Genomic DNA, 22688 nt, shown 5'->3' on the forward strand with positions numbered 1-22688 from the left:
GAGTTAAATGACGAAGGTAATTAATAAATTGAAACCAAGTGCCGCGACAAAGCCAATGGGCGCGGCGCGGAATAAAAGCTGAGGGAATAAAATAGTTCTGCTTTTTTCAGTCGGACAAGCGCCTAAGATCAGACTGCCACCAGATGAAAAAGGCGAAATAGCGGTAGCTTGAGCTCCGACGACAATGCAAATAAACAACATCATTGGATCAATCGACAAGCTTTCTGCGATGTTTGGTACAAGAGGAAATAAAGCAGGAGTAACCACACCAAGAGTGCTTGCAAAGAGAGACATAAAGGCCGCGACAACCCCAAAAGCTACCGGTACTAATACATCTGGAATGGTGCTACTGATCCAAGAAGCCAATAAGTTAATCGTTCCCGCTTTAATGGCAACAGAAATCAGCATGCCGACACCACATATCATGATCATCGTCCCCCAAGGTAAAGATGCAATTGCCTTTTTCTCATCGCCAAGTTTTAACAGTAAAGCAATGACTGAGAAAATACTGGCAATTAATCCGATATCCATTTTGGAGTTAATGAAAGTAATTGTTTCATTGTCTGGTGCGATTAGGTTGGCAATAGGTGCGATTAACACACAAGCCATCATCATTAGTGTCAGCACTAAAGTGTGGCGCTGCTCAGTATTGAAGGTACTTGGCTTGTTTATTTCAAAATCTGAACTTGTCATCGATGTGCGGTGTTTGGTAAAGAAAATCAGCACTGTGATAACAATAAATGGAATGATAGCGGTACTTAAGAAAATGCCGATTGAGTTAATAAAGGCTTGGTTTTCGGAGATCCCAGAATTGGCCATAATGCTACGAAAAATAATGCCACTTTGACTAGACATGAAGTTAGCCCCAGTCAGCGCCCCATACCCTACTGACATTGCCCCTACTGTCATGCTCATTCCAGTACGCTGGCAGAGTAATAGTGTGATAGGGGCCATAAACGCAAGAACTGTGTAGTAGCCTGCACCTAATGCTGAGATCAATGTTGTGCAGATGAAAATAGCGTAAGGCAGCAAGTGAGGAAAGCGACGACAGCGGTAGAGTAGGTGCTCAGCTAGCTTTTCCAGAGTGCCATTAATAATGGCGAAGCTATAAAATAAAGACACAGAAAAAATAATAAAAAATATTTTCAGTGGCCACATGTAAATAACAGATTTTGGTGATAAACCTAAGCCAAAACAGCCTAACAAGTAAGCAAAAGCAATGGCAAATAGACCAATGTTGATGCGGGTTTTATACCCTAAAACAATGGATAGTAGGATGGCACCTACAACTAGAAGACTCATCATAATTAATTTCCTATTGGTATTATTGTTATCTTATGGAAAGGGTCTAAAATTGAAACCGGAATCGGCTAGCAGGGTTATGAATCAGCACTTTATTTCTTTCTTCAGTATCTGGTAATAGTCGAGTTAGTATCTCGTATTGTGCTGAATAATTTGTTTGCTGCTCAAACTGAGTGTGAGGCCAATCGCTTCCCCACAATAAGCGGTCAGAATGGCCATAAGCTTCTCTCAATACCTCTAGCATTTTCTCTGCATCACTGAGGCTTGCGTGGCAGCGATACGGGGCGGATATTTTTGTCCATATAGCGTTACTTTTGAGTAGTGCTAAAAACTCAGTATGCTGCTTGTTATTTGGGTCAATTTTACGAGTTGTTCTCCCATAATGATCAACAATCACTTCGACACCAGCAGCTAAAATACTAGGTAAAATCTGGCTAAGATCTTCAATCCCACGTTGTATTTCAATAGCCCAATTTCTTTGCTGAATTTTACTTAAAAAAGCGCGCCATCTAGGGCTACTATAGTCCTCAAGCTGTTTGTTAATTAAGTTAAAGCGGACACCAACCACCCCAGAGCTGTCCAGCATATCCAGATCAGCATCGCTGATGCTGGGGTCAACGACGGCAATGCCTTTTAATCTCCCTGCATATTTGTGTAGTGCGTCCAACATAAAACGATTGTCGGTACCTAAAAAACTGGGCTGAACTAATACCCCATGAGACAACTGGTGCGCATCTAAATTATCAATAAAAGATGACGCTAACGCGTTGTATTCAGGGGCGTAGCGGCGGTTTTCCGCCATGGGCAAGTCACTACGAAAGATATGAGCGTGAGTATCAATACCTAAAATAGGTTGAGTTAAGTTTGTAGCCATGAAGCTTGTACCTTTGTCGTTATTATCATTATTTATTGCTGTATCTTTAAATTCATATATATGAATGTATGACTATATGTATAAAATATAATCGAGTCAATAATCATGGACGCAGGCAGTACCGACTATTAAAATAATTGCCTTTTAGGAGCCTAAAAACGAATGGAGCTATCGAAGTGTGGCCACGATGAGCGTTTGCCGCTTTATCAGCAAGTAAGGGATGAGATCTTTAAGAACATCCAATGTGGAGTCTGGCTGCCTGATGTTGCTATACCAACAGAAGCAGAGCTAACTAAACACTACGGCGTAGCTATTGGTACGATACGTAAGGCGGTTGATACTTTAGTGGCAGACGGTGTGCTTTATCGCAGCCAAGGGCGTGGCACTTTTGTGCGTCGGCCTGATTTTTCTTCATCTTTATTTCGCTTTTTTAGACAGGTTTCTTCGGATGGAAAGGTATCGATACCGACCGGCAACATACTCTCGCGTACGCTTGTGTTGCCACCGGAGCATATTGCTAAGTCATTAAAAATTAAGCCTAATGAAATTACGATTCGCCTAGAGCGTAATAGAGTGCTAGATAATAGTGTCGTGTTAACAGAAGAAATCTGGTTGCCTGAGAGTTTATTCGCAAGCTTATCCGACATTGAGTTAACATCGTTTGGTAACTTACTTTATCCATTTTACGAGAAACAGTGTGGTTTGCTGGTGGCTTCAGCAACAGAAACATTGTCCATTGAGTCTGCGATGCCGGAAACAGCAAGCGTACTGGGGATTGACGAAGGTCGCCCTGTGGCTGTTATTGAACGGGTTGCCTACAGTTATGATAAAACTCCGTTAGAATATCGAATTTCTAGAGGCCCAGCTGAAACCTTTCGTTATCAAGTTAATATTTCATAGTGTTTTTTATCTGGGTTGGCAGACTATTGGGGTAGACGTGTTGGTCGCATAAATGTAAAAAATCATGTCTATAAATGCCAGCATTTCGGCGATTTTAGAAATTAATATAAGTTCCTTAGATTGTAAATAAATCCCCATCTTTTCTTTATTTAATAATAAATAGCATGAAAGAGATAAAAATGATCATCTCAATTGATGAGTATTGTTTTCTTACTCTATTCTTTTTAAAGTGCAGTTGTTTTTTGAAAGCTTTATGCAAATAAACTAAATAATGGTTGCGGTATGGATGAATGCATAAATTATCGTTTGTCAAAGCTTTATGATATTAATGACTGTTGAAGGGTTTTTAAAATGAGTACCGTTACCATATCGAAAGAAAAGCTTGAGTGGAGCCTATTGGGGCTGCGACTGAGTGTGTTTATTGTGCTAATTATGTGGACTGTGGATAAGTTTGTGAATCCTAGCCATTCCGCTGCTGTCATGAAAGTTTTCTATTCAATTCCTGACATAAGCGTCAGTATTGCTTATATCATGGGAGCCTTACAACTTGCTTTGGTGCTGAGCTTTTTGGTAGGTTTTCAGAGAAGATGGGCAACATTAATTATATTAATCATGCACTTAAGTTCTACTCTAGTGTCTTTTGGGCGTTACCTAGACCCTTGGGCAGGATCAAACTTACTCTTTTATGCTGCATGGCCGATGCTGGCGGCGATTGTGGCTCTTTACCTGTTTAGAGACTACGACAACAAATTCTCTCTGGGTAAGTAATCGGTTATATCGATTTTTCTTAACAGAAAGCAAATGTAAATTTTTAAAAAGCATGTCTTTATAGATGTGCTTTTTTTATTAAGTAATTGATGTTTTTATTAAGTAATTGATATTTTTCTAAAGTAAGTGATCGCTAAAATAATGGTTTGCTGAAGTGGTTTTTTTTGTTTGAAGTGTTTTGTTTGTTTAGTGGAAGAGAGTTTTTTTAATGTGTTTTAAAAACGAAGAAAAGCGAAACCCAAAAAGGATTTCGCTTTTTTTAAATATTTGTTTTTAATATTTGATGTTAGCTATTAAATTAATTCACCACGGGCTGGGTAGTTTTTATTAATAGCAAAATCGACAGCACCTAGAACTTCTCTAAAGTGTGGTCGAGCAAATGGCATTGTGCTGATATTGCTCCAATATAAAGTACCATCAGGGCGAACAAGGAAAAATCCTGGTTCAGTAAACTCAGCCGGTTCTTCAATTCCGATGCTGGTTAATCCGCGTCCAGCGCTGCGATGTAATCCCCATGCTTGTGATTGCTCAGGCGTTAAGCCGTAGCCCATGGTTAGATTTTCAATCGCCCAGTCAGTAGAAGCTTGCTGCGCGCGTTCTTGAGTGTCGCTACTAAGGGCGATAATACTCACACCTTTTGCGATAAAGTCATCGGCTAAACGACTTAGTTCTTTTAGGTAGTCACGGCATTTAGGGCAATGTAGGCCACGATAAACGACGATCATGGTGAAATTCTCTGGCGTTTGCTCAGCCAAAGACCAAGTGCCTGTTAGAGTGTTAAGCGCTAACTCTGGAGTAGCGGCTCTAGGCTTTAGTACAACCATTGGTATCTCCTCATGTTTCGTTGATTTTTACTATAAGGGCATACTACGATAAAATTCGATACGATAGGTGTTTTATAATCCTAAATGTATTGCAGATCGTATTTTCATAAGGCTAGGTAAACAATGGATCGACTTTCTTCTGTGTTAAGCGCGTTTCGTCCAAAAGCCACCTCAGTGAGCAGTTGCCTTTTTTTGGAGGAAAAAGGGCATTTGCCCCTTTCTCCGGACGCAAGTTATTGGCTGTACATGATGGAAGGAGAGTTGACTCTACGAGCAAAAGACAATCAGCTAATCACCTTAAAAACCGGTGATGGGGTTTGGTTAGCGTCTGGTATTGCATTTGACACATCGCTCTCAAAAGCGCCTACAGAGAATCATAGTGAGGCAAACAAACTGCTGATCTGTGAGTACGATTTTGGCAAAAAAGCACTCAATCCGCTTTTAGACGTTGCAGGGCAGTGGGTCAAGGTAGAAAGAGGCGATGAGATCGCCCAGCAATTATTGTCGTTAAATACTTTATTGCTTACTGAAATCACCCAGTTGCGTTGTGGCTCTCAAATTGTCTTAGAGCGATTGGCAGAAGCGCATTTGGTGCATCTGTTGAGATCTTTCATGCAGGCCAAAAAAGTACAATTTGGTCTGCTCGCAGGGTTAAGCGATGCCAAACTCGCCAGAGCCATCGTGGCTATTCATGAATCCCCACAGCAAGCGTGGCAAGTGGCCAGTTTGGCACAACAAGCAGGCATGTCGCGCTCGGCGTTCAGCGGCCTATTTAAAAGTACCATGGGCATTACGCCGATGGCCTACCTTACCTTATGGCGCATGCGCCTGGCGGCTCAGCGTATAAAAAGAGGGGAGAGCAATCTAGCACTTCTCTGTGATGAGTTAGGTTATCAAAGCGAAGCCGCGTTTCGCCGCGCCTTTAAAAAAGTAATGGGTATTGCTCCTGGGGCGATAATTCGTCAGTCGTGAACCTTGAGTACGCCAAGAAAAGTAGCCTTTTTTCTGTATTAGACTGAATTTACAGGCAAAACCATCTTGGCATTGGTTGCGCATATAGCTATAATGCGGATCGTTTTTAGGGCCTGTAGCTCAGTTGGTTAGAGCATCCGACTCATAATCGGCAGGTCCCCCGTTCAAGTCGGGGCAGGCCCACCATATAAAATAAGCCTCTAGAAAGTTAGTGAAAACTGACCTTCTAGGGGCTTTTTTATTGGCCAAAATAAGCTCGATTTCTTGTTATAGCACTCAGTCTTTTCCGTTCTCCCCCTATGCTGTATGGCCCACATACTGGGTCATTGATTGATTATAGGCGGTGATTAAACTGATCACTAATATGTCTAATCAAGGCTTTGAGAGTCGGGTTAAGAAAGCGGTTCGAAGCATATAAAATGTGCACTGGTAATGGTTCTGGCGCAAAATCGGCGAGGACTTCGACCAAGCTTCCCTCTGCAATATCTTGATTTACATACAGTTCTGGTAACAGCGCCACACCGTGTCCGGCTTTTGCGAAGGTGAGTAGGCATAATGATTCGTTGGTTTCTAGATCGCCATTCACTTTCACCATTTTATTTTTATCCTCTATTTTATAACGCCAACGTTTTGGTGTTGTGAGTGCTGTATTTATCAAGCAGTTATGATCCGCTAAGTCTTTTGGCATAAGCAGAGGTGGGCGAGTGTCGAGGTAACTGGGCGCCGCAACGGTTTTGAAAGCGATGTGGCCTAGCTCACGGGCGTATAAATTTGAGTCTGCTAAGTGGCCTGCTCGAATGGCAAGGTCATAATCTTCTTCGATCAAATCGACTTTTCGATTCATCAGAGAAAGCGATATTTGTACTTCAGAATGCTGAGATTTAAAGCCAGAGAGTATCTCGGGCAGGATGTGTTGACCAATCATCATCGGGGCTGTGATGCGCAATTTGCCTTTTAGCGTTTGAGGGTTCTGCGGACTCTGTTGTAGGCTCTCAACTTGATCCAATATCAATGCCATTTTTTCTAAATAATCGCGTCCTTCTTTTGTTAGGTGCAAAGAACGAGTGGTACGGTTGATTAAGCGAATCCCCAGCCACTTTTCCAACTCATTAATTTGTCGACTGACCGCCGATGGCACCAAATTTAATTGCTCTGCTGCTCGAGTAAAGCTTTGCTCTTTTGCAACCTGTTGAAATATTTGAATTGATTTGATGATGTCCATTAAGCTTCGCTTCTTTTTCGAGATTTAATTGTTCAGTAAAAATGACAAGTGAAATTATATTGTTGATATTTTTCGCATTATAAATCAAGAGTAAGATCCTCACTATCTTAAATTTTTATGAATAGTGGAGACTAAAATGAAGATTGTTTTAATCGGAGCGACGGGCACCGTTGGTTCAGCGGTAGCGAAAGAATTAAGCGAATTTGATGTTGTAAAAGTGGGTTTTAGTGGCGGTGATTATCAAGTCGACATTGAAGACAGAGCCGCTCTTGATGCCTTGTTTGAAAAAATCGGTATGGTAGATGCCATCATCTCAACGACAGGTCAGATCGCCTTTGGTCCCATCAAAGAACTTAATTATGAGCAGTTTGCGACGACGGTAAACAGCAAGATTTTGGGGCATATTAACCTTTTTCAGGCTGGTCGTGAGTACGTTAAAAAAGGCGGCAGCATGACCTTTACTTCTGGCTATTTGGCTCAGCATCCTATCGAAGGGTCATCGGCTGTTAGTCTAGTGAATGCGGCGTTAGATTCTTTTGCTAAGGCGGCTGCATTAGAGTTAGCCGGTGAGCTTAGAGTGAATACGGTAAGCCCAAGATTCTTAAAAGAAACCCTAGAGCAAATGGGCATGGAGACGGCAGAAGGCGTGTCAGCAGCGGATACGGCAAAAGCGTATCGCCACGCGATTCTAGCCACAGAAACTGGTCAAGCGTTTGATACCGCAGCGTTTGTTACTGCAGACTAGGCTGTTCTCGAGATAGACCATATCAATGATAAAGCCCATGAAGCGTCTGTTGAGACAAGTTTCATGGGCTTTTTATTGGCTTATTTAAACGTGCGTTGACGAACTTTTTCTAGGCGATTGAGTATCTTATCAAGACGTTCAGGTTTGACCATGAATTCTTGAAAGCCCTTCATGCCTTCTTTTGCCATATTAGGGTGAGTGTCACGGTCATAGAACTGAGCGGTGCCACTGGCGTTGCTTAATACTTCTACGCCTTTGTTTAAGAAGTAGTTATCCACCGCAGAGGCGTGTTTGTTAGTGGGGATTTGCAACAAAGCAGCGTTGACCAAGGTTTGGTTCTCTGCCCGCGCCATAAACTTAAGAAACTTCCGAGCGTCTTTTTTATTGTGAGCTTTGGCGGGTATATGAATGGTGTCGGTTGGCGCGTCTTCCGCGACAGGAACGTTAGGATCTATGATGGGGAATTGAAAGAAGCCCATTTTTCCATCCAGTTCTTTAGGGAAATTCGGCGCAATATAGTTACCAATCAAGTACATGGCCGCTGTGCCATTGTATAGGAAAGGCTGTGCTTCTTGCCAAGAGTAAGAGGAATGATTGGCCAAGAAGTAGCCTGGTTTCACCAGCTCTAGCCAATATTTGAATACGTTACGTACTCGCTCGTCAGTATAAGCGATGCGACCCTCCATCAAATCCATGTGAAATTTAAGCCCATTAAGGCGCAAATCTAGGTAGTCGAACCAAGCGGCAGCAGGCCATAGAAATTTTGTCCCAATGGCGATGGGGGCAATGTTATTGGCTTTTAGTGTTGCGCTGGCGTCTAGTAAGTCTTGCCATGTTTTTGGCTCAGAAAGGCCATACTTTTCAAACAAATCTTTGCGGTAATACACGCCTACTTGGTAGTAGGTGTAGGGAATGCCCCATTGCTTATTGTTGATTGTCATGGAAGACAAAGAAGACGGCATGCTCTCTTTGAGGTTGAGCTCATCCCAGATATCACTGACATCGTCAAACAAGTTCCGATCGACAAAGGTCTTCATACGGTTGCCCGCATACCAGAACACAACATCTGGTGGTGAGGTCGCTAACCAGTTACGAATGGCGGTTTTATAGGCTTCTTTATCGTAGAGGTTGTACTTTACGTCGATGTCAGGGTTTTCTGCTTTGAATTTGCTAATGATCTTTTCGAAGGCCGCTTTTGGTGCGGAATCGGCTTGGTCCGAATTGATCACAAGAGTATCGGCATGGGCTGAGCCTGCCAGTGCGGCGGCCAGTATCAATGGGCTTAATAGTGCGGAGAGTTTCTTCATGACGGTTCCTTTTTTCTTTTTATTTAGGATGGCATTGATTGTTTTATATTGCTTGCTTCTGTGACTCGATGTGATGAAAAAACTGAAATGTCTTTTCAATCTGCTGATGCCAATAAGGCCAGCTATGTTCTCCTGGAAAACGCTCAAACTGATGTGCTATGTTGAGTTTTTCTAGGTTCTGGTGCAACTCGACATTGGCGTCAAATAAAGGGTCTTCTACGCCACAATCAAAGCGCAAAGGAGGCAGCGTGGCAGCGTGTTTCTGACACCAAAAAAGCAGGTTATCTTGCTCGTTATTATCCCCACGATATTGGGTCAGCGGTGTCTTGGTAAAGTTACTCATTTGCTCGATCTTGGTGATGGCGGAGTGTGCGGAAATAGCGCTAATTTGCTCGCAGTACTTTGCTCCTAGGCGTAATGCGCCGTAGCCTCCCATCGACAGGCCGGTCAGATAAATACGGCTGGATTCAGAAACGCATGGCACGCTTTGGATAACGGCTGCGAGTACATCTTGCATGATCCATTGCTCGTAATTGCCGCTGTGCATTGGCAAATAAGCGGAACCGTCGTGCAAGCCGCCATCAGAAGGCATCACCAAAACGAAATCCTGTAGATTGTGAGTGCGTTTTACGGTTTCGTACACCAGATGAACGCCGCCTAAATGCATCCATACCCAATGATTCCCATAGACGCCATGCAGCAGCAAAATAATCGGGACGTTTTGCCCTTGGGTGTTCACGTTGTACACAGACACATCATGGCGACGTTCAAGATGAGATGAATGAATCGTCAAAAACTGCGTGTTATCGGGTGTGTAAATGGGGTTGGACACTTCTAAGCGTTTGATTGTCATGATTTGTGCCCTTAATCAAACACCACGACGCCTTTGGCAATGCGACCATGGATCAGGTCATCAAAGCCTTGGCTTAGGGTGCTTAGTGAGTATGTGAGACTAACCAGCTCATCCAGCTTTAAGTCGCCTTGTTGGTATTGCGACAAAATGCGGGGAAAATCGCGTTGCGGATTGCACATGCCGTATAACGGGTTGATGTATTTTTTATCCCATTCGAAAAGCTGGCAATCAAACTCGATACGTTGCTCTATGCCGCTGACTTGCACGGCGGTGCCAGCATGACGGATCAAGGCTAAAGGCGCGGCGCCAAGCGCTGGAATCGCGGTGCACTCAAACGCGTAGTCGGCCCCGAGGCCATCAGTGAGTTGCTTCACCTGAGCGGTTATCTGTCGAAAATCTGGGTCATTTTTATCCGCGATAATGCCATGAGTCGCGCCAAAGCGTGTGGCTTGGTCAAGTCGTTCTTGGGTGATATCAATCGCAATGATCATGCGGGCGCCAGACACCTTGCTGGCTTGAATCACATTGAGCCCGACGCCACCACAACCAATAACACAGGCTGAGCTGCCCGCTTTTAACTGGGCGGCGTTCACCACAGAACCCCAACCAGTCATGACGCCACAACCAATAATGGCGGCGGTAGGGAAGGGGATCTCTTTAGGAATTTTGACCACAGCGGCTTCTTTTACGACGGTCATTTCACTCATGGTTCCTAAATGAAAGGAACGTTCGAGGGGGCGCGTGTCATGCTGGCAAGCAGCGGCATGAGCATGCCCTTTAAGCCCACAACCACAGACAGGGGAATGGTTGGCGCAAAGGTGCAAGTTGCCTTCTGCGCATTGAAAGCATTGTCCGCAAGGAATTGCCCAATTTAAAATGACATGGTCGCCAACCTCGACACGAGAAACGTGTTCGCCTACTGCAGACACAATGCCTGCGCCTTCATGGCCAACAACAAAGTGTTTATTCCAATGTTGGATAGAGTCCCAATCAGTATGGCAAATGCCACTGGCTTTTAGGCGGATTTGAACTTCGTCTGCAGCAGGTAGGCCAACGTTGATCTGAGTAAGTTGATAATAACCTTGGCCGTTTGAAACGATGGCTTGAACCTGAGGCATGGCTTTTCCTTAACGCTTAAAAGAGGGTGATAGTTCACTCATTAACCTCGATTAGAACATGCAAGGGAGACGCTATTCTGCCAAATGATTGTCCCGTAATAGCATATATTTGTGGTTTTCTGTGTTTTGGCTATGCTAAAGATAATAAGCAATATCTGATACTTTTGTTCGTTGTGATGCAGGTTGAAATACAATAATGATAAAAACACAAACCTACTGCGAGCCTTTTTGTATTCAAGAAGGCTACCAATTTGAAGTCCATAGCGTTGCCTATGAAGAAGGGGAAAGCTACTCGTGTTTTATGCATTTTCATGAAGTGCACGAGTTTATTATTTTTGATCAAATAGACGGTTCATACTTTTACTCGCAAGGTGAATCCCAGCTCAAAGACAAAGACATTGTTTTTACCCCAGCGCTGGAAACCCATGATTTTGAATTAAACTCAGGGCAGAAATCTTGGACTATTGTGCAGTTTTTACCTGCCTTTTTAGACGATAATAATCTCAGCAAAGAGGCCGACTTCCTTCAGTTTGGCATTCATCTACGCTTAGGCAAAGAGCAGTTGCTCAACGTGCAGCAGCAAGTGGCGTGGCTAAAGCAGAGTTATCAAGCCGATCCACACAGTGAGATGAGCTTGACCTTATTGAAGCTGTTGATTATTTGGGTCGTAGAACACGCTAAGCCAGTCAGCTATTTACATGCCCAGCCGATTACTAAAAGCAAAGGCTATGAGCGTCTTGAACCTGTGATTGACCTGTTTCGGCATCATGCTTATGTTGAGCTTTCTTTGGTGGAGGCCGCGGCGCTTTGTCATATTTCAACGTCGTATTTCTCGCGCCTTTTCAAAAGTGTTTTTCGTTTTAATTTCTCTGAATATACGATTCGGCATAAGCTTTACAGTTCGGCTCGTATGCTGACACAAAGCAATAAATCGATCACAGAAATCAGTTATGAATTGGATTTTTCAACGCCGTCTCATTTTATTTCTGTGTTTAAAAAACAGTTTTCAGTCACCCCAAAACAGTATCGAAATGAGCTGTTAGGGCGTTCAGTGGCTAAAACATCTTAGTGCAAATATTTGATATTTTTGAGCGATAGTAGCGTTTTTCTTTGGCTTGTTAGTTCGTAATCTAATGGCATATCTATGTTGTTAGAGGAAGGCCAATCATGACGTGTTTTGATCAACTACTCAGCGTACCAGAGGACACCATCACGGCGTTTAATCAACAAGGCCATGTGCGAATCAATGGCGTGTGTGATGAACCGCAAGTAGCGTTGAGTCGACAAGCGATCCGTTCCGCTGTAGAGGATCGTAAATCCCGCCTTGCCCTAAAACCGCTCGAAGAACGCGACACTTATGGTAAAGCCTTCTTACAAATCATGAACTTATGGCCAGATTACCCAGAAGTCGCAAAGTTTGTTATGGCGAAGCGCTTTGCCGGTATTGCTGCGCAATTGTTAGGCACAGACAAGGTGCGAATTTATCATGATCAGGCCTTATACAAAGAGCCTTATGGTGGCTTAACCCCTTGGCATCAGGATCAATATTATTGGCCGTTAGAGACGGATAAAATCCTCACCATGTGGATGCCTTTAATTGATATAACAAAGAACATGGGCACGCTGAATTTTGCCAGTGGCACCGGTAAGGTTGGGTATTTGGGGGATATTCCTATTTCAGATGAATCTGAAAAAATCCTTAGCGATTTGTGCCAGAAACGAGGCTTTGAGATAGTTAATCATGGTGCAATGCAAGCGGGTGACGCGACCTTCCATTCGGGGTGGTGTTTGCACGGAGCCCATGAAAACCAATCCAATGTGATGCGTGAAGCCATGACCATTATTTGGTATGCCGATAACACCAAAATTATCGAAGACCCAGATAGCCAAGGGCGTTGGAACAAAGGCCGCCGAGATGATATGACTCGTTGGTTGCCAGATCGCCAGCCTGGGGAAATGGCCGATGGCAAACTTAACCCATTGATTGAGCCCTTTTCCTAGGGGGGCTTCTCGTTTTTTATCGAGTTCTTCTCGTGGTTTTATCAAGAGTCCTGCAGGTACTTTCTTTCATTGAGTACCCGCTTTAAGGAAGAGGCTTTACTTCTTGTATAGATTGGCTTCTTCCTTTTTTTTATTCCGAGGTTGGTGAGTGCTTTTGAGGACAAGGAGAAGCTAGGCGTTGGCGAGTATTTTTAGTGCAATGCCTGCGGCGGCGGTGCGGTTTTCGACACTCAGTTTCGGAAAAATCTGCTCTAGGTGCTTGTTCACGGTTCTTGGGCTCATATCGAGTATTTGGGCAATCTCACGGTTGGTTTTTCCATTGGCGAGCCAGTGCAATACTTCGGATTCTCGTTCTGTTAATTCCAACTCTTGGCGTAATAAATGGGGGCCGGTGGGGCGGCGTCCGTCTTCTAATTTGAGTAAGCGTTCTTGTCCTTGTTCTGCGCTCACGATTTTAACCGACAATGGATAATCTAACCCGCTGAGTGGCAAACGACTGTCTATTTCGGGCTGATGATCAAGCCACTGTTTTAGTTGTTGGGTGAGAACCTTGTGCTGCCATTGGGTTGAGGCGCGTGCCTTGGCAAGCAGCGCATAGGTTTGTGGCGTTGCCCACATTATATTACCGTCATCGGACACCGTCATTAGGTGTTGGCCTGTGCTATCCAGCGCTAATTGAGCGCTGCTGGTTAGGCGAGCATTATTAAGATGAACCTTCATGCGTGCCAGCAACTCGCTAGGCTTGATCGGCTTTGTTAGGTAGTCGACCCCTCCCACTTCTAGGCCTCGAACTATGTCATCTGTGTCACTCAATCCGGTCATAAAGATCACCGGAATGGAGGCCAGACTTGCGTCGGCTTTTAGAGCTCGGCAGGTTTCAAATCCGTCCATGGTTGGCATGATGGCGTCGAGTAAAATAATATCAGGTCGAATGCGCTTGGCGATGGTGAGGGCTTGTTTGCCTTCTAGTGCCACCAGCACATCCATATTCGCGGCTTCTAAAGTGTCGTTAATCAAGCTGAGCGCATCGGCAGAGTCGTCTACCACCAAGACAATGTCATTGTTCGTTTTCATCATGTTATTTTGTCTCCTGCGTTGCTTGAGAAGCTTGGCTCATGGCATCGATTGTGCTGTGTTGGGTTAAGTAAGTGGCCAAGATATCGAATTGAAAGGTGTTGTAAAACTGTTCGATCTTGTTCTGTTGTTCGGTGTTTAGTAACTCAAATTGCGCTATTTTTTGTAAGGTATTGCCCACGCCTTTTCGATACCCCATTTCAGCGAAGGCGACCAATTCACGGATCAGTTCATGGTCTGGAATAGGAGCCTCTGAGTCATTGTTGTTGTTTTTTAAGGTGTTTTTTACTGGCGAACAATAATCGACAGACGTCGTTTTGGACGCGGAATCTGGCGCATTAATGGGCGTTTGATAGACCCAATCAAGGTCAATATTGGCCGAGATTTTTTCAAGCAAGGTTTGGTTATTGACCGGTTTGACCAAGTAGTCATCAAAGGCGGCTTTTTCGTCGGGCTGTCTATGTTGTTCTTGGGCGTCAGCAGACAGCATAATGATAGGAACCTTAACGCCTTGTTGGCGCAGTTTTTTGGCCAATTCTAGGCCGTTCATGCCGGGCATAGAGACATCCAAAATAAACAGATCAGGGGCAACGTCGGGCAATTGAGACAAACAATGTTCCGCGTCGTAGGCTTCATAGGTGATGAAGTTAAGAGGCACTAAAATGTCTGCCAGCAAGCCACGCACCACAGGGTCGTCGTCCACCACAAAGAGCTTTTTTTGGAAGCCATGGTAGCCAATAACACGTTGTTGGGTGTTTTCTCGTAGGGTTTCTTTGTTTACCCAAGGGAGCATTAGGTTCACTGTAAACTCACTGCCTTCACCTACTTGGCTGTTGGCTTGTAAATCACCCCCCATAATTTCTGTGAGTAATTTTACTATGGTGAGGCCTAAACCTGTGCCGGGTAAGTTGGCGGTATCGGCATTACGAACCCGTTCAAAAGGGTCGAAAATACGCGCCATCTGATGCTCTGGGATGCCAGGGCCTGAGTCTTTAATCACAAATTCCGCCACTTGATTACGATAGCGAATAAAAAAATCTACACGGCCCGCTTTGGTGTATTTAATGGCGTTGGATAACAGGTTGATCAGAATCTGACGTAAGCGCTTTTCGTCAGTCATTACCGAGTGTGGCAAAGGGTCGAGAATGTGATGTTGGAAATGCAGCCCTTTGCTGGTGGCCTGCATCGAAAACATATTGCAGAGCTGTTCAATTAGCGCCGGTAAATCCACTGTGTTGCGATACAGGTCTAAGCGCCCCGCTTCGATTTTCGAAATGTCCAACAATCCCTCGATCAGGTCTGCTAAATACTGACCACTGCGCTGGATAATGTCTAAGCCATGTTGGTGTTGTGGTGGCATTTCATTTTTATCAGAAAGCAGTTGGGCGTAGCCAATGATCGATTGCAGTGGGGTTCTTAGTTCGTGACTTATCCCGGTTAAATAGCGACTTTTTGCCGCATTAGAGCGTTCTGCCAGCTCTTTTGCTGATTGTAGTGCCTTGTCTGTTTCCTGGTGGGCATCGATTTCTTGCGTCAGCTTTCGAGTTTGCCGATTGGACTCTTTTTGTGCCACCACTCGGCTTTCATGAGCGAGCAGAAACAGCCAAGAAAGCACCCCAGAAACAATTAAGAGTGTAAAAAAGAGGGTCCACATGGTCTGGCTTAATAGGGCGGCTTCGGAGAGCGTTTGCGGTGCCATTTGCCGATAGATTAAGGTCATCAGTGCGGCGTTAATTAAGTTGATCACCAGCAGCAGGGTGGCAAAACGCCCGAGTCGGGAATTGATTAGGCGCACAACTTTTTTCGGCAAAAACATGCGTTGAAACGCGATGCTCTGTTGGCTGATGCGGGCGTGAGGTTTGCAGCTGTCCATGCAGCGAACATCCAAAGAGCAGCACAATGAGCAAATCGGTTGCTGATACGCTGAGCAGTAGCTCATGTCGGCGACTTCAAAGGTGTTTTCACAAATGCCACAAGTGAGTACGCGATAGGTGATCTTCGGGTGTTGATCTGCTTCTAGGAGAATCAATGGCAGTAATTCGGGCGATTGTCGTGCTAAATAATACTTGCCCTTGGTGAGCCAAGCGATGGTTGGCACGCACACAAAGCAGCTGGCAAGACTGACAAAATGACACAGGGCTTTCATGGTGTCGCCAAACACGCCCAAATAGCTCACCAACCCCAAAATAGTCGCGATCAGCATGGAGCCGGTGCCAACTGGATTAATATCGTATAAATGCGCGCGTTTGAACTCCACATAATCAGGGCTTAATTTGAGTGGCTTATTGATCAATAGATCCGCTGACAAACACCCTAACCAACTTACCGCGGCGATGGCAAACACCCCCAATATGGCCTCTAGGGCTTGGTAAATCCCCAACTCCATGAGCAATAATGCGATGGTGACATTAAACACCAACCAGACCACGCGACCTGGGTGGCTGTGAGTTAACCGAGAGAAAAAATTAGACCAAGCAATTGACCCTGCATAGGCATTGGTGAGGTTGATCTTCATTTGACAGATAAACACCATGATGGCGGCCATGATGAGCGCGAGAATGGGGGAGTTGGTAAGAAACTCGAACACCCCTTGATACATATGAGTAGGGTCGGCGGCTTGCTCAAACGGCAAGCCATTTGAAAAGGCGAGGAAGGCCAGAAACGACCCAAGCAGCATTTTTATTCCCCCCATAAACACCCAGCCAGGCCCAGCAATAATCAGCCAAAACCACCAGCGTCTTTTATTCTCTGCGGTCTTTTCTGGCATAAAGCGAAGGTAGTCTACCTGCTCTCCAATTTGCGCCATGAGAGCAAAGAGCATAGAAGCGGCGGCGCCAAAAAGAATCAGATTAAAGTTACCGCTGTTGGGTAAGTCGGGGACAGTGTACTCGCTCCAAGCCTGGAAATGATCGTATTCGTTGAACACCACAACCAACAATGCGGTTAATTGCAACGCCAGCCAAATGTATTGGGTGAGCCACTGAAATCGGCTTATTGCCCGTATGCCATGGGTCACGATCGGTATCACAAACACCGCCGATAGAGCATAACCAATGGCTAGAGGAATACTAAATAAGACTTCTAGTGCCGAGGCGAGAATGGCGGCTTCAATGGCAAAGAAAATAAAGGTGAAGGTTGCGTAGATAAGCGATGTGATGGTGGAGCCTAAATAGCCAAAGCCCGCCCCACGAGTCAGCAGGTCAATGTCCAAACCGTGCTTGGCAGAATAATAGGCAATGGGAAAGCCGGTGATAAAAAACACCAGTAAGACGACAGCAATTGCTGCGATGGCATTCGTAAAACCATAATTGAGCGTGATGGCGGCGGCAAGGCCTTCCAGCGCCAGAAAAGCGGTGGCGCCTAAGGCGGTGTTGGCCACTCGCTCAATGCTCATTGTGTGGGTTTGTTTGGAGGTGTAGCGTAACGCAAAATCTTCCAGAGTTTGGTCAGCAACCCATTTATTATAATGGCGTCGAACTTTAAATATTTTTTGTGATACCGGCATGCGCATCTCGACAGAATAGTGAATGGCGGTAACGCCATGCATTAAAAAGGTGCGAATGAATAGTGTAATGCACCAATACTGTATCTCTAGATGTGAAAAAGCCGCATTAACTGAAGTCGTTTAATGCAAATACACAGATAGGTCCGTAATAACGGTAGATGGTGAGAAATCTTGCAGGCATCGTGCCACCCCATGGTCTTGCGGGGCGGCACGATAGTGAGCAGTTAGTCTTGTGCTGGACTTGGCTTGCGGTTACGACGAGCAGGCGCTAACGGCTTGCTGCGTATGCCTTGCCCTGGTGTAACATCTGCCTTTGGAGCGGCTTTTGCGCCATTTCCAGAGCGACGAGCGCCAGAGAATTTTGCAGAGCCGCCAGAACCTTGTTTTGCCCCAGCGTGCTGGTCACGTGGTGACTTAGCGCGTTTGGGTTTATTTGGTTTAATTGGACGCGTGTCTAATGTGGTGTCTGGCAACATATGCGTTGGCATAAAGTCGTCCACATAACGGCGTTCGATTAACTTTTGAGTAAGACGTTCAATAGCTCTTAGTTGGTCTAGCTCATCAGCCGCGACGAGAGAGATCGCTTTACCTGTTGCACCAGCACGACCTGTACGACCGATACGGTGAACATAGTCTTCTGCCACATCTGGTAGATCAAAGTTCACCACATGAGGCAATTGTTCGATGTCCAGACCGCGAGCGGCGATGTCGGTCGCAACCAGCGCTCTAACACGGCCTTCTTTAAAGTCTGCTAGGGCGCGAGTTCGTGCGCCCTGGCTTTTATTACCATGGATGGCGCTGGCACGAATGCCGCTTGCTTCAAGTAATTTCGTGATCTTGTTTGCGCCGTGTTTGGTGCGCGAAAACACTAAGACCTGTTCCCACTCACCTTCAGAAATCAGTTCGATCAAAAGCTCTGTTTTGCGTTTTTTATCGACCGGATGAAGCCACTGTTCAACCGAAACGGCTGTCGCGTTTCTTGGGGTAACAGAAATTTCAACTGGGTTGTTTACCAAGCCTTTTGCCAACTGACGAATTTCTGGAGAAAAGGTGGCAGAAAACAATAGATTCTGGCGTTTCTTAGGCAATATCGCGAGGATCTTTTTGATGTCATGAATAAAGCCCATGTCTAACATGCGGTCAGCTTCATCGAGTACCAACACTTCGAGATTGTCGAAGCGAACGGCTTTTTGATTGTACAAATCCATCAAGCGACCTGGCGTGGCGATAAGGATATCGGCGCCGCGGCGCAATGCCATCATTTGTGGGTTTATTTTCACGCCACCGAATACTACGGTGGATTTTAGCGCAAGGTGTTTGCCGTATTCTTGAACGCTGGCGGCGACTTGTGCAGCAAGTTCACGGGTTGGCGTTAACACAAGGGCACGGACTTGGTTACTTTTTGCAGGTTCGCCTTGGATTAGGCGTTCTAGCAATGGCAAGGTGAAACCAGCGGTTTTACCAGTACCCGTTTGGGCTGCAGCCATCACATCTTGACCTTCCAATACGGCTGGAATGGCTTGAGCTTGAATGGCAGAAGGCGTGGTATAACCTTGCTCTTCAATGGCTTTTAAGATGGGGGCAGATAGCCCAAGGGCGTTGAAACTCATAGGTGTTCTCATTTATTAAAAAAGGTGGGTGCTAGGCAAAGAAGTTCTACCTAGTATAGATTGTGTGGAGCTTACCCTATATCCCTTTTACATGCTATGTCATCGATGTTGGGAAAATGTACGATGACCTTTACAAATAAGGTTAAAGGCGTCGTACATCCACAGAGACCGACATTTGTTGGCTGCCACCGCCTTCAAAGATAACCCCTTGAAGTGGTGTCACATCGGCGTAGTCACGTCCCCAAGCGGTCACTATGTGCTGATCGCTGGGCATTAAATCGTTGGTAGGGTCGAACTCAACCCAGCCCAGTTCCGGCAGGAAAATCGCAAACCAAGCGTGTGAGGCATCGACGCCGATGAGTTTTTCTTGACCAGGCGGCGGTAAGGTTTCTAGGTAACCGCTCATATAGCGTGCCGGTAACCCAACGGAGCGTAAACAGCCGATGGCAAGGTGTGCAAAGTCTTGGCAAACCCCGCTGCGTTGCTCTAATACTTGCTCAAGTGGCGTCGCCACCGTGGTTGTATTGGGGTCAAAAGTGAATTCACTGAACAGTTTATGGGTAAACTCTAGCGTCGCTTTTAAGGCATTTTTATCCTCTGTAAACACTTCTGCGGCGTAATCCTGAAGTGCTTTTGAACGACGCACTTGAGAGGAGTCCAACAAATACTCTTTGGCTAAGCGCTCTTCAGGTGTGCTTGGCGCTTTTAGCAAAGCTCGTAATTGACCACAGCTGATGGTGCTTTTGGCTTGATAGGTCTCAAGGTCAATAGGGGTAATTTCGAAGTCACACGTTACGTCTATTTCGAGTTTTTTATGGGCTTCTTGAATCGAAAAATAGAAGGTTTGATTGCCAAAGTAATCGGTGCTTTCGTTTTGATAAACGGGCAGTGGCGTAATGCGTACTTTTTGATTAAGGCAACGCTGGTGCTGGGTGTCTCTGGGTAATAAATGCGCCATGTTGTAACACAGGCTAACGGGGGCACCGTATGAGTATTTTGTGATATGACGTACACGGTATCGCATTATTGGCTCCCCCAGCTATTTTCTACCAAGGAATGAGGCCCAGCGGTATGATCAAAATATTTGTCACTGATAAACACAGTAAACTGTTCTAGTTGCTCTAATAGTTGTGTCATGAGTTGCTCAAGAGGCAGCCGTGTTTGAGTGCTGCTGTCCACTTGAACGAGAGCGTCTAAATCGGCCAGTTGAATGTCATTCAACGACTTAATAATCAAGTGGTTTTCTGGGCTTAATCCTGAGGTTGGCAGATTATTGCGAGGCAGCTTTTTAAGGTGCTTACGCAACTGATTGATTTGATAAATCAACGACCTAGGGTTAGTGCCATCGAGCATAAGCAGCTCTAATCCGTATTCAACACGCGCGCGATTGCGGTAGCGTCGACGAAAAGAAATCAACGCCTCAACACTGAGTAGCACAGACTCAAGGACTTGCTGTTGTTGCGGCGCTGGTAATGGCTTGGCTAAAGATGAACGCAGTAGCGTGGCTGTTTGCAGCGCGCGCTCAGTACGACGGCCAATTTCTTGAAAGGTCCAATCGAGGCCGCGTAACATGCTTTCGTGGTTTAACCCAGATAAAGCCAGTAATGAGGTAACCAAGCTGTCGAGAGACTCTTCAGGAGCCGCAGGCAAGCCATTGGTGTAAGCGCGATCCAGTTCGTGAATGTGATCGCGTAACTCATTAATGATGATACGAGTGTCGGCGGAGAGCATTTCTTTGACTTGTTCACCACAGTTGATCATGGCTTGTAAGTTCGCTTTGATCGATCCGGGGCGATTGCCATCGGTAATGATGGACACTAATTCACTGTCTGGTGTGTCAATGAGTGCGTCGTCCGCGTCGGTAAATCCGGGCAAACAACCGGTTTGTATGGACACCATTTCCAGCATCAAGCGACGGCTTTCAGCGGGCAAGGGGTCAATGCCATTCATCTGCTTGAATAGGGTGCGTAGTAAACGCGTACTGAGTTCTGCTCGTTCAGCGTAGCGTCCCATCCAGAATAAGTTTTCCACAACTCGACTGGGCAAATTGGTCTGCAAAACTTCATTTTGCAAGATGACTTTGTCTGACAGCTGCTCGGTTTGTTTTTCCGGCTCGGAGGCCAGAATCCAGGTGTCCTTGCTTTTAGAAGAAGAGAGATTGGAGACTATGGTGTCTTTTTCCCCATTACTAACGCGCGATAAGCCACCAGGCATGACGGCAAAATGGCCTTGGTCTGAGACAGTGAAGGCGCGCAAAATGCTCGATCTCGCTTGTAATCCGCCATCTTGCCATACCGGTGCCACAGACCCAGGAATGTAGCTTTGTGCGGTATACAAATGAGGCTGTTTTTTGATCATGGCTAAGGTGTTTAGCTGTTGCTTTTCATTCAGTGTATGGCCATAAATACTGGGCTGATTAGGGTGTCGAATGGCCGACTTGATAATCAAGTCACTGATATTCTTAGTGACGTAATCGAAATCGTCCGCATCGCCGCACCACCAAGTAGACACGGATGGAATAGCCAGTTCAGAGCCGGTTAAAAAACGGCTAATCTCGGGGAGAAATTTCAATAACGCAGGTGTTTCAAGGACTCCGCTACCCAGAGGATTCGCTATGGCAACGTTGCCAGCACGAACCACTTCCAATAAGCCTGGTACACCTAGCATGGAGTCTGTTCTAAGTTCGGCTTGATCACAGTAAGCGTCATCAACACGCCGTAAAATCACGTCGACTCGTTCTAGTCCACTGAGGGATTTCATCCAAACCGCGCCATTACGAACGGTTAAGTCACTGCCTTGTACTAACGGTAGCCCCAAATAGTTCGCCATATAGGCTTGTTCAAAATAGGTGTTACTAAAGGCCCCTGGGGTGAGCATGACAATGCGAGGACTATCGGTCCAGTCACTGGCAAGTTTGGAAAGCATGCCTTTGAGTGAATGGAAAAACGCCGACAATCGGTGCACCTGACTGTCGCGGAAAATACTGGGAATGACGCGTGAAACGACGGTCCGGTTTTCCAGTGCGTAGCCCGCGCCACTAGGTGCTTGTGTGCGATCGCCAATGATCTGGAATTGACCGCTACTGTTGCGCACCATGTCGACACCATGCAACAGCAGCTGGTGGGGACCTGGGGTAATGATGTTGTCACATTGACGCAGAAAACCTGGATGACTAAAGAGAATTTCAGCCGGCAGAATGCCGTTTTTTATCAGCTCTCTTGGGCCATAGAAATCTTTTAAGATGAGGTCAAACAAAGAAGAGCGCTGTGCCAAACCTTCTTCTATGTGTTGCCATTCATCGCTTTGAATAACATTGGGAATCAAATCCAGCGACCAAACGCTTGGCGTTAATGGGTCGCTGGTTAGATTGTATGTCGCACCGTCTTCACGGAGTATGCGCTGTGCACGCGCTTGTCTATCGACCATGCCGACATTAGAGAGACCTCTAATGCTGTTGAGCAAGTGCTCCCAGTGTGGGCGCGGTTGGCGATCTTCCGTGAAGGCCTCATCAAAAGCATCCATTGGCATTTCATAATCAGAAAATAACGCCTGAGCGGATGATGAATCATCCGCTGGCGTACTAAGAATACTAGATTGAGATTGCATAGTGCGT

18 protein-coding genes and 1 tRNA gene are annotated in these 22688 nt (G+C 45.6%); 7 read left to right on the forward strand and 12 right to left on the reverse strand.

Annotated features, from left to right (window positions below; genetic code table 11):
- Positions 1 to 3: 3 nt before the first annotated feature.
- Positions 4 to 1305, reverse strand: a complete 1302-nt coding sequence (locus tag ACIGBN_RS01020; RefSeq protein WP_396663163.1) for an SLC13 family permease — start codon at positions 1303 to 1305, stop codon at positions 4 to 6.
- A 43-nt stretch (positions 1306 to 1348) separates the two neighbouring features.
- A complete protein-coding gene (locus ACIGBN_RS01025; RefSeq protein ID WP_396663165.1) occupies positions 1349 to 2176 on the reverse strand; it encodes an amidohydrolase family protein in 828 nt (275 codons plus the stop codon).
- Between the two features lie 162 nt (positions 2177 to 2338).
- On the opposite strand from ACIGBN_RS01025, the gene ACIGBN_RS01030 reads away from it, so the two are divergent.
- Both ACIGBN_RS01030 and ACIGBN_RS01035 read left to right on the forward strand, forming a co-directional pair.
- On the forward strand, positions 2339 to 3076 hold the full coding sequence (locus tag ACIGBN_RS01030; protein ID WP_396663167.1) for a GntR family transcriptional regulator: 738 nt from the start codon (positions 2339 to 2341) through the stop codon (positions 3074 to 3076).
- Between the two features lie 351 nt (positions 3077 to 3427).
- Positions 3428 to 3844 (forward strand): hypothetical protein, encoded by a 417-nt coding sequence (locus tag ACIGBN_RS01035; RefSeq protein WP_396663169.1) that lies wholly within the window; start codon positions 3428 to 3430, stop codon positions 3842 to 3844.
- A gap of 293 nt (positions 3845 to 4137) precedes the next feature.
- Here ACIGBN_RS01035 and ACIGBN_RS01040 read toward each other — a convergent pair whose 3' ends face one another.
- Positions 4138 to 4668 carry a peroxiredoxin-like family protein gene (locus ACIGBN_RS01040; RefSeq protein WP_133001886.1) on the reverse strand — a complete coding sequence of 177 codons (531 nt, stop codon included), beginning with the start codon at positions 4666 to 4668 and terminating at the stop codon, positions 4138 to 4140.
- Positions 4669 to 4791: 123 nt separating this feature from the next.
- Here ACIGBN_RS01040 and ACIGBN_RS01045 point away from each other — a divergent pair, with 123 nt between their 5' ends.
- Together ACIGBN_RS01045 and ACIGBN_RS01050 are read left to right on the forward strand one after the other, a co-directional pair.
- Positions 4792 to 5640 (forward strand): AraC family transcriptional regulator, encoded by an 849-nt coding sequence (locus ACIGBN_RS01045; protein WP_341562285.1) that lies wholly within the window; start codon positions 4792 to 4794, stop codon positions 5638 to 5640.
- Positions 5641 to 5749: 109 nt separating this feature from the next.
- A tRNA-Ile gene (locus ACIGBN_RS01050) sits at positions 5750 to 5826 on the forward strand.
- A gap of 148 nt (positions 5827 to 5974) precedes the next feature.
- Here ACIGBN_RS01050 and ACIGBN_RS01055 read toward each other — a convergent pair.
- On the reverse strand, positions 5975 to 6862 hold the full coding sequence (locus tag ACIGBN_RS01055; RefSeq protein WP_133001882.1) for a LysR family transcriptional regulator: 888 nt from the start codon (positions 6860 to 6862) through the stop codon (positions 5975 to 5977).
- 136 nt (positions 6863 to 6998) lie between these two features.
- Here ACIGBN_RS01055 and ACIGBN_RS01060 point away from each other — a divergent pair, with 136 nt between their 5' ends.
- Complete coding sequence (locus tag ACIGBN_RS01060) at positions 6999 to 7607, forward strand: short chain dehydrogenase (protein WP_133001881.1); 609 nt, start codon at positions 6999 to 7001, stop codon at positions 7605 to 7607.
- Positions 7608 to 7687: 80 nt separating this feature from the next.
- Here ACIGBN_RS01060 and ACIGBN_RS01065 read toward each other — a convergent pair whose 3' ends face one another.
- Genes ACIGBN_RS01065 through ACIGBN_RS01075 form a run of 3 tightly spaced genes read right to left on the reverse strand, consistent with a single transcriptional unit; the run spans position 7688 to position 10885 of the window.
- Positions 7688 to 8914: an ABC transporter substrate-binding protein gene (locus tag ACIGBN_RS01065; RefSeq protein WP_396663172.1), complete on the reverse strand. Its 1227-nt coding sequence runs from the start codon at positions 8912 to 8914 to the stop codon at positions 7688 to 7690.
- Between the two features lie 43 nt (positions 8915 to 8957).
- Complete coding sequence (locus ACIGBN_RS01070; RefSeq protein ID WP_396663174.1) at positions 8958 to 9767, reverse strand: alpha/beta hydrolase; 810 nt, start codon at positions 9765 to 9767, stop codon at positions 8958 to 8960.
- Positions 9768 to 9778: 11 nt separating this feature from the next.
- The gene (locus ACIGBN_RS01075; RefSeq protein WP_396663176.1) at positions 9779 to 10885 is read right to left on the reverse strand and encodes a Zn-dependent alcohol dehydrogenase; all 1107 of its coding nucleotides are present in this window, start codon (positions 10883 to 10885) and stop codon (positions 9779 to 9781) included.
- A 196-nt stretch (positions 10886 to 11081) separates the two neighbouring features.
- Here ACIGBN_RS01075 and ACIGBN_RS01080 point away from each other — a divergent pair, with 196 nt between their 5' ends.
- The gene (locus ACIGBN_RS01080; RefSeq protein ID WP_396663178.1) at positions 11082 to 11954 is read left to right on the forward strand and encodes a helix-turn-helix transcriptional regulator; all 873 of its coding nucleotides are present in this window, start codon (positions 11082 to 11084) and stop codon (positions 11952 to 11954) included.
- A gap of 98 nt (positions 11955 to 12052) precedes the next feature.
- Positions 12053 to 12886, forward strand: coding sequence for a phytanoyl-CoA dioxygenase family protein (locus tag ACIGBN_RS01085; protein ID WP_133001877.1), 834 nt, complete (start codon positions 12053 to 12055; stop codon positions 12884 to 12886).
- 171 nt (positions 12887 to 13057) lie between these two features.
- On the opposite strand, the gene ACIGBN_RS01090 is transcribed toward ACIGBN_RS01085, so the two are convergent.
- The 5 genes from ACIGBN_RS01090 to ACIGBN_RS01110 form a co-directional block, all read right to left on the reverse strand.
- Positions 13058 to 13963: a response regulator gene (locus tag ACIGBN_RS01090; protein WP_396663180.1), complete on the reverse strand. Its 906-nt coding sequence runs from the start codon at positions 13961 to 13963 to the stop codon at positions 13058 to 13060.
- Position 13964: 1 nt separating this feature from the next.
- On the reverse strand, positions 13965 to 17465 hold the full coding sequence (locus ACIGBN_RS01095; RefSeq protein WP_396663182.1) for an ATP-binding protein: 3501 nt from the start codon (positions 17463 to 17465) through the stop codon (positions 13965 to 13967).
- Positions 17466 to 17689: 224 nt separating this feature from the next.
- Positions 17690 to 19075, reverse strand: coding sequence for a DEAD/DEAH box helicase (locus tag ACIGBN_RS01100; RefSeq protein WP_133001875.1), 1386 nt, complete (start codon positions 19073 to 19075; stop codon positions 17690 to 17692).
- Between the two features lie 142 nt (positions 19076 to 19217).
- Positions 19218 to 20099 (reverse strand): transglutaminase family protein, encoded by an 882-nt coding sequence (locus ACIGBN_RS01105; RefSeq protein ID WP_133001874.1) that lies wholly within the window; start codon positions 20097 to 20099, stop codon positions 19218 to 19220.
- Positions 20099 to 22681, reverse strand: a complete 2583-nt coding sequence (locus ACIGBN_RS01110) for a circularly permuted type 2 ATP-grasp protein (RefSeq protein WP_396663185.1) — start codon at positions 22679 to 22681, stop codon at positions 20099 to 20101. The genes ACIGBN_RS01105 and ACIGBN_RS01110 overlap by 1 nt, the downstream gene beginning before the upstream one ends.
- Positions 22682 to 22688 lie beyond the last annotated feature (7 nt).

This window comes from Marinomonas sp. NPDC078689 (assembly GCF_044542435.1).
Lineage (GTDB): Bacteria > Pseudomonadota > Gammaproteobacteria > Pseudomonadales > Marinomonadaceae > Marinomonas > Marinomonas arenicola.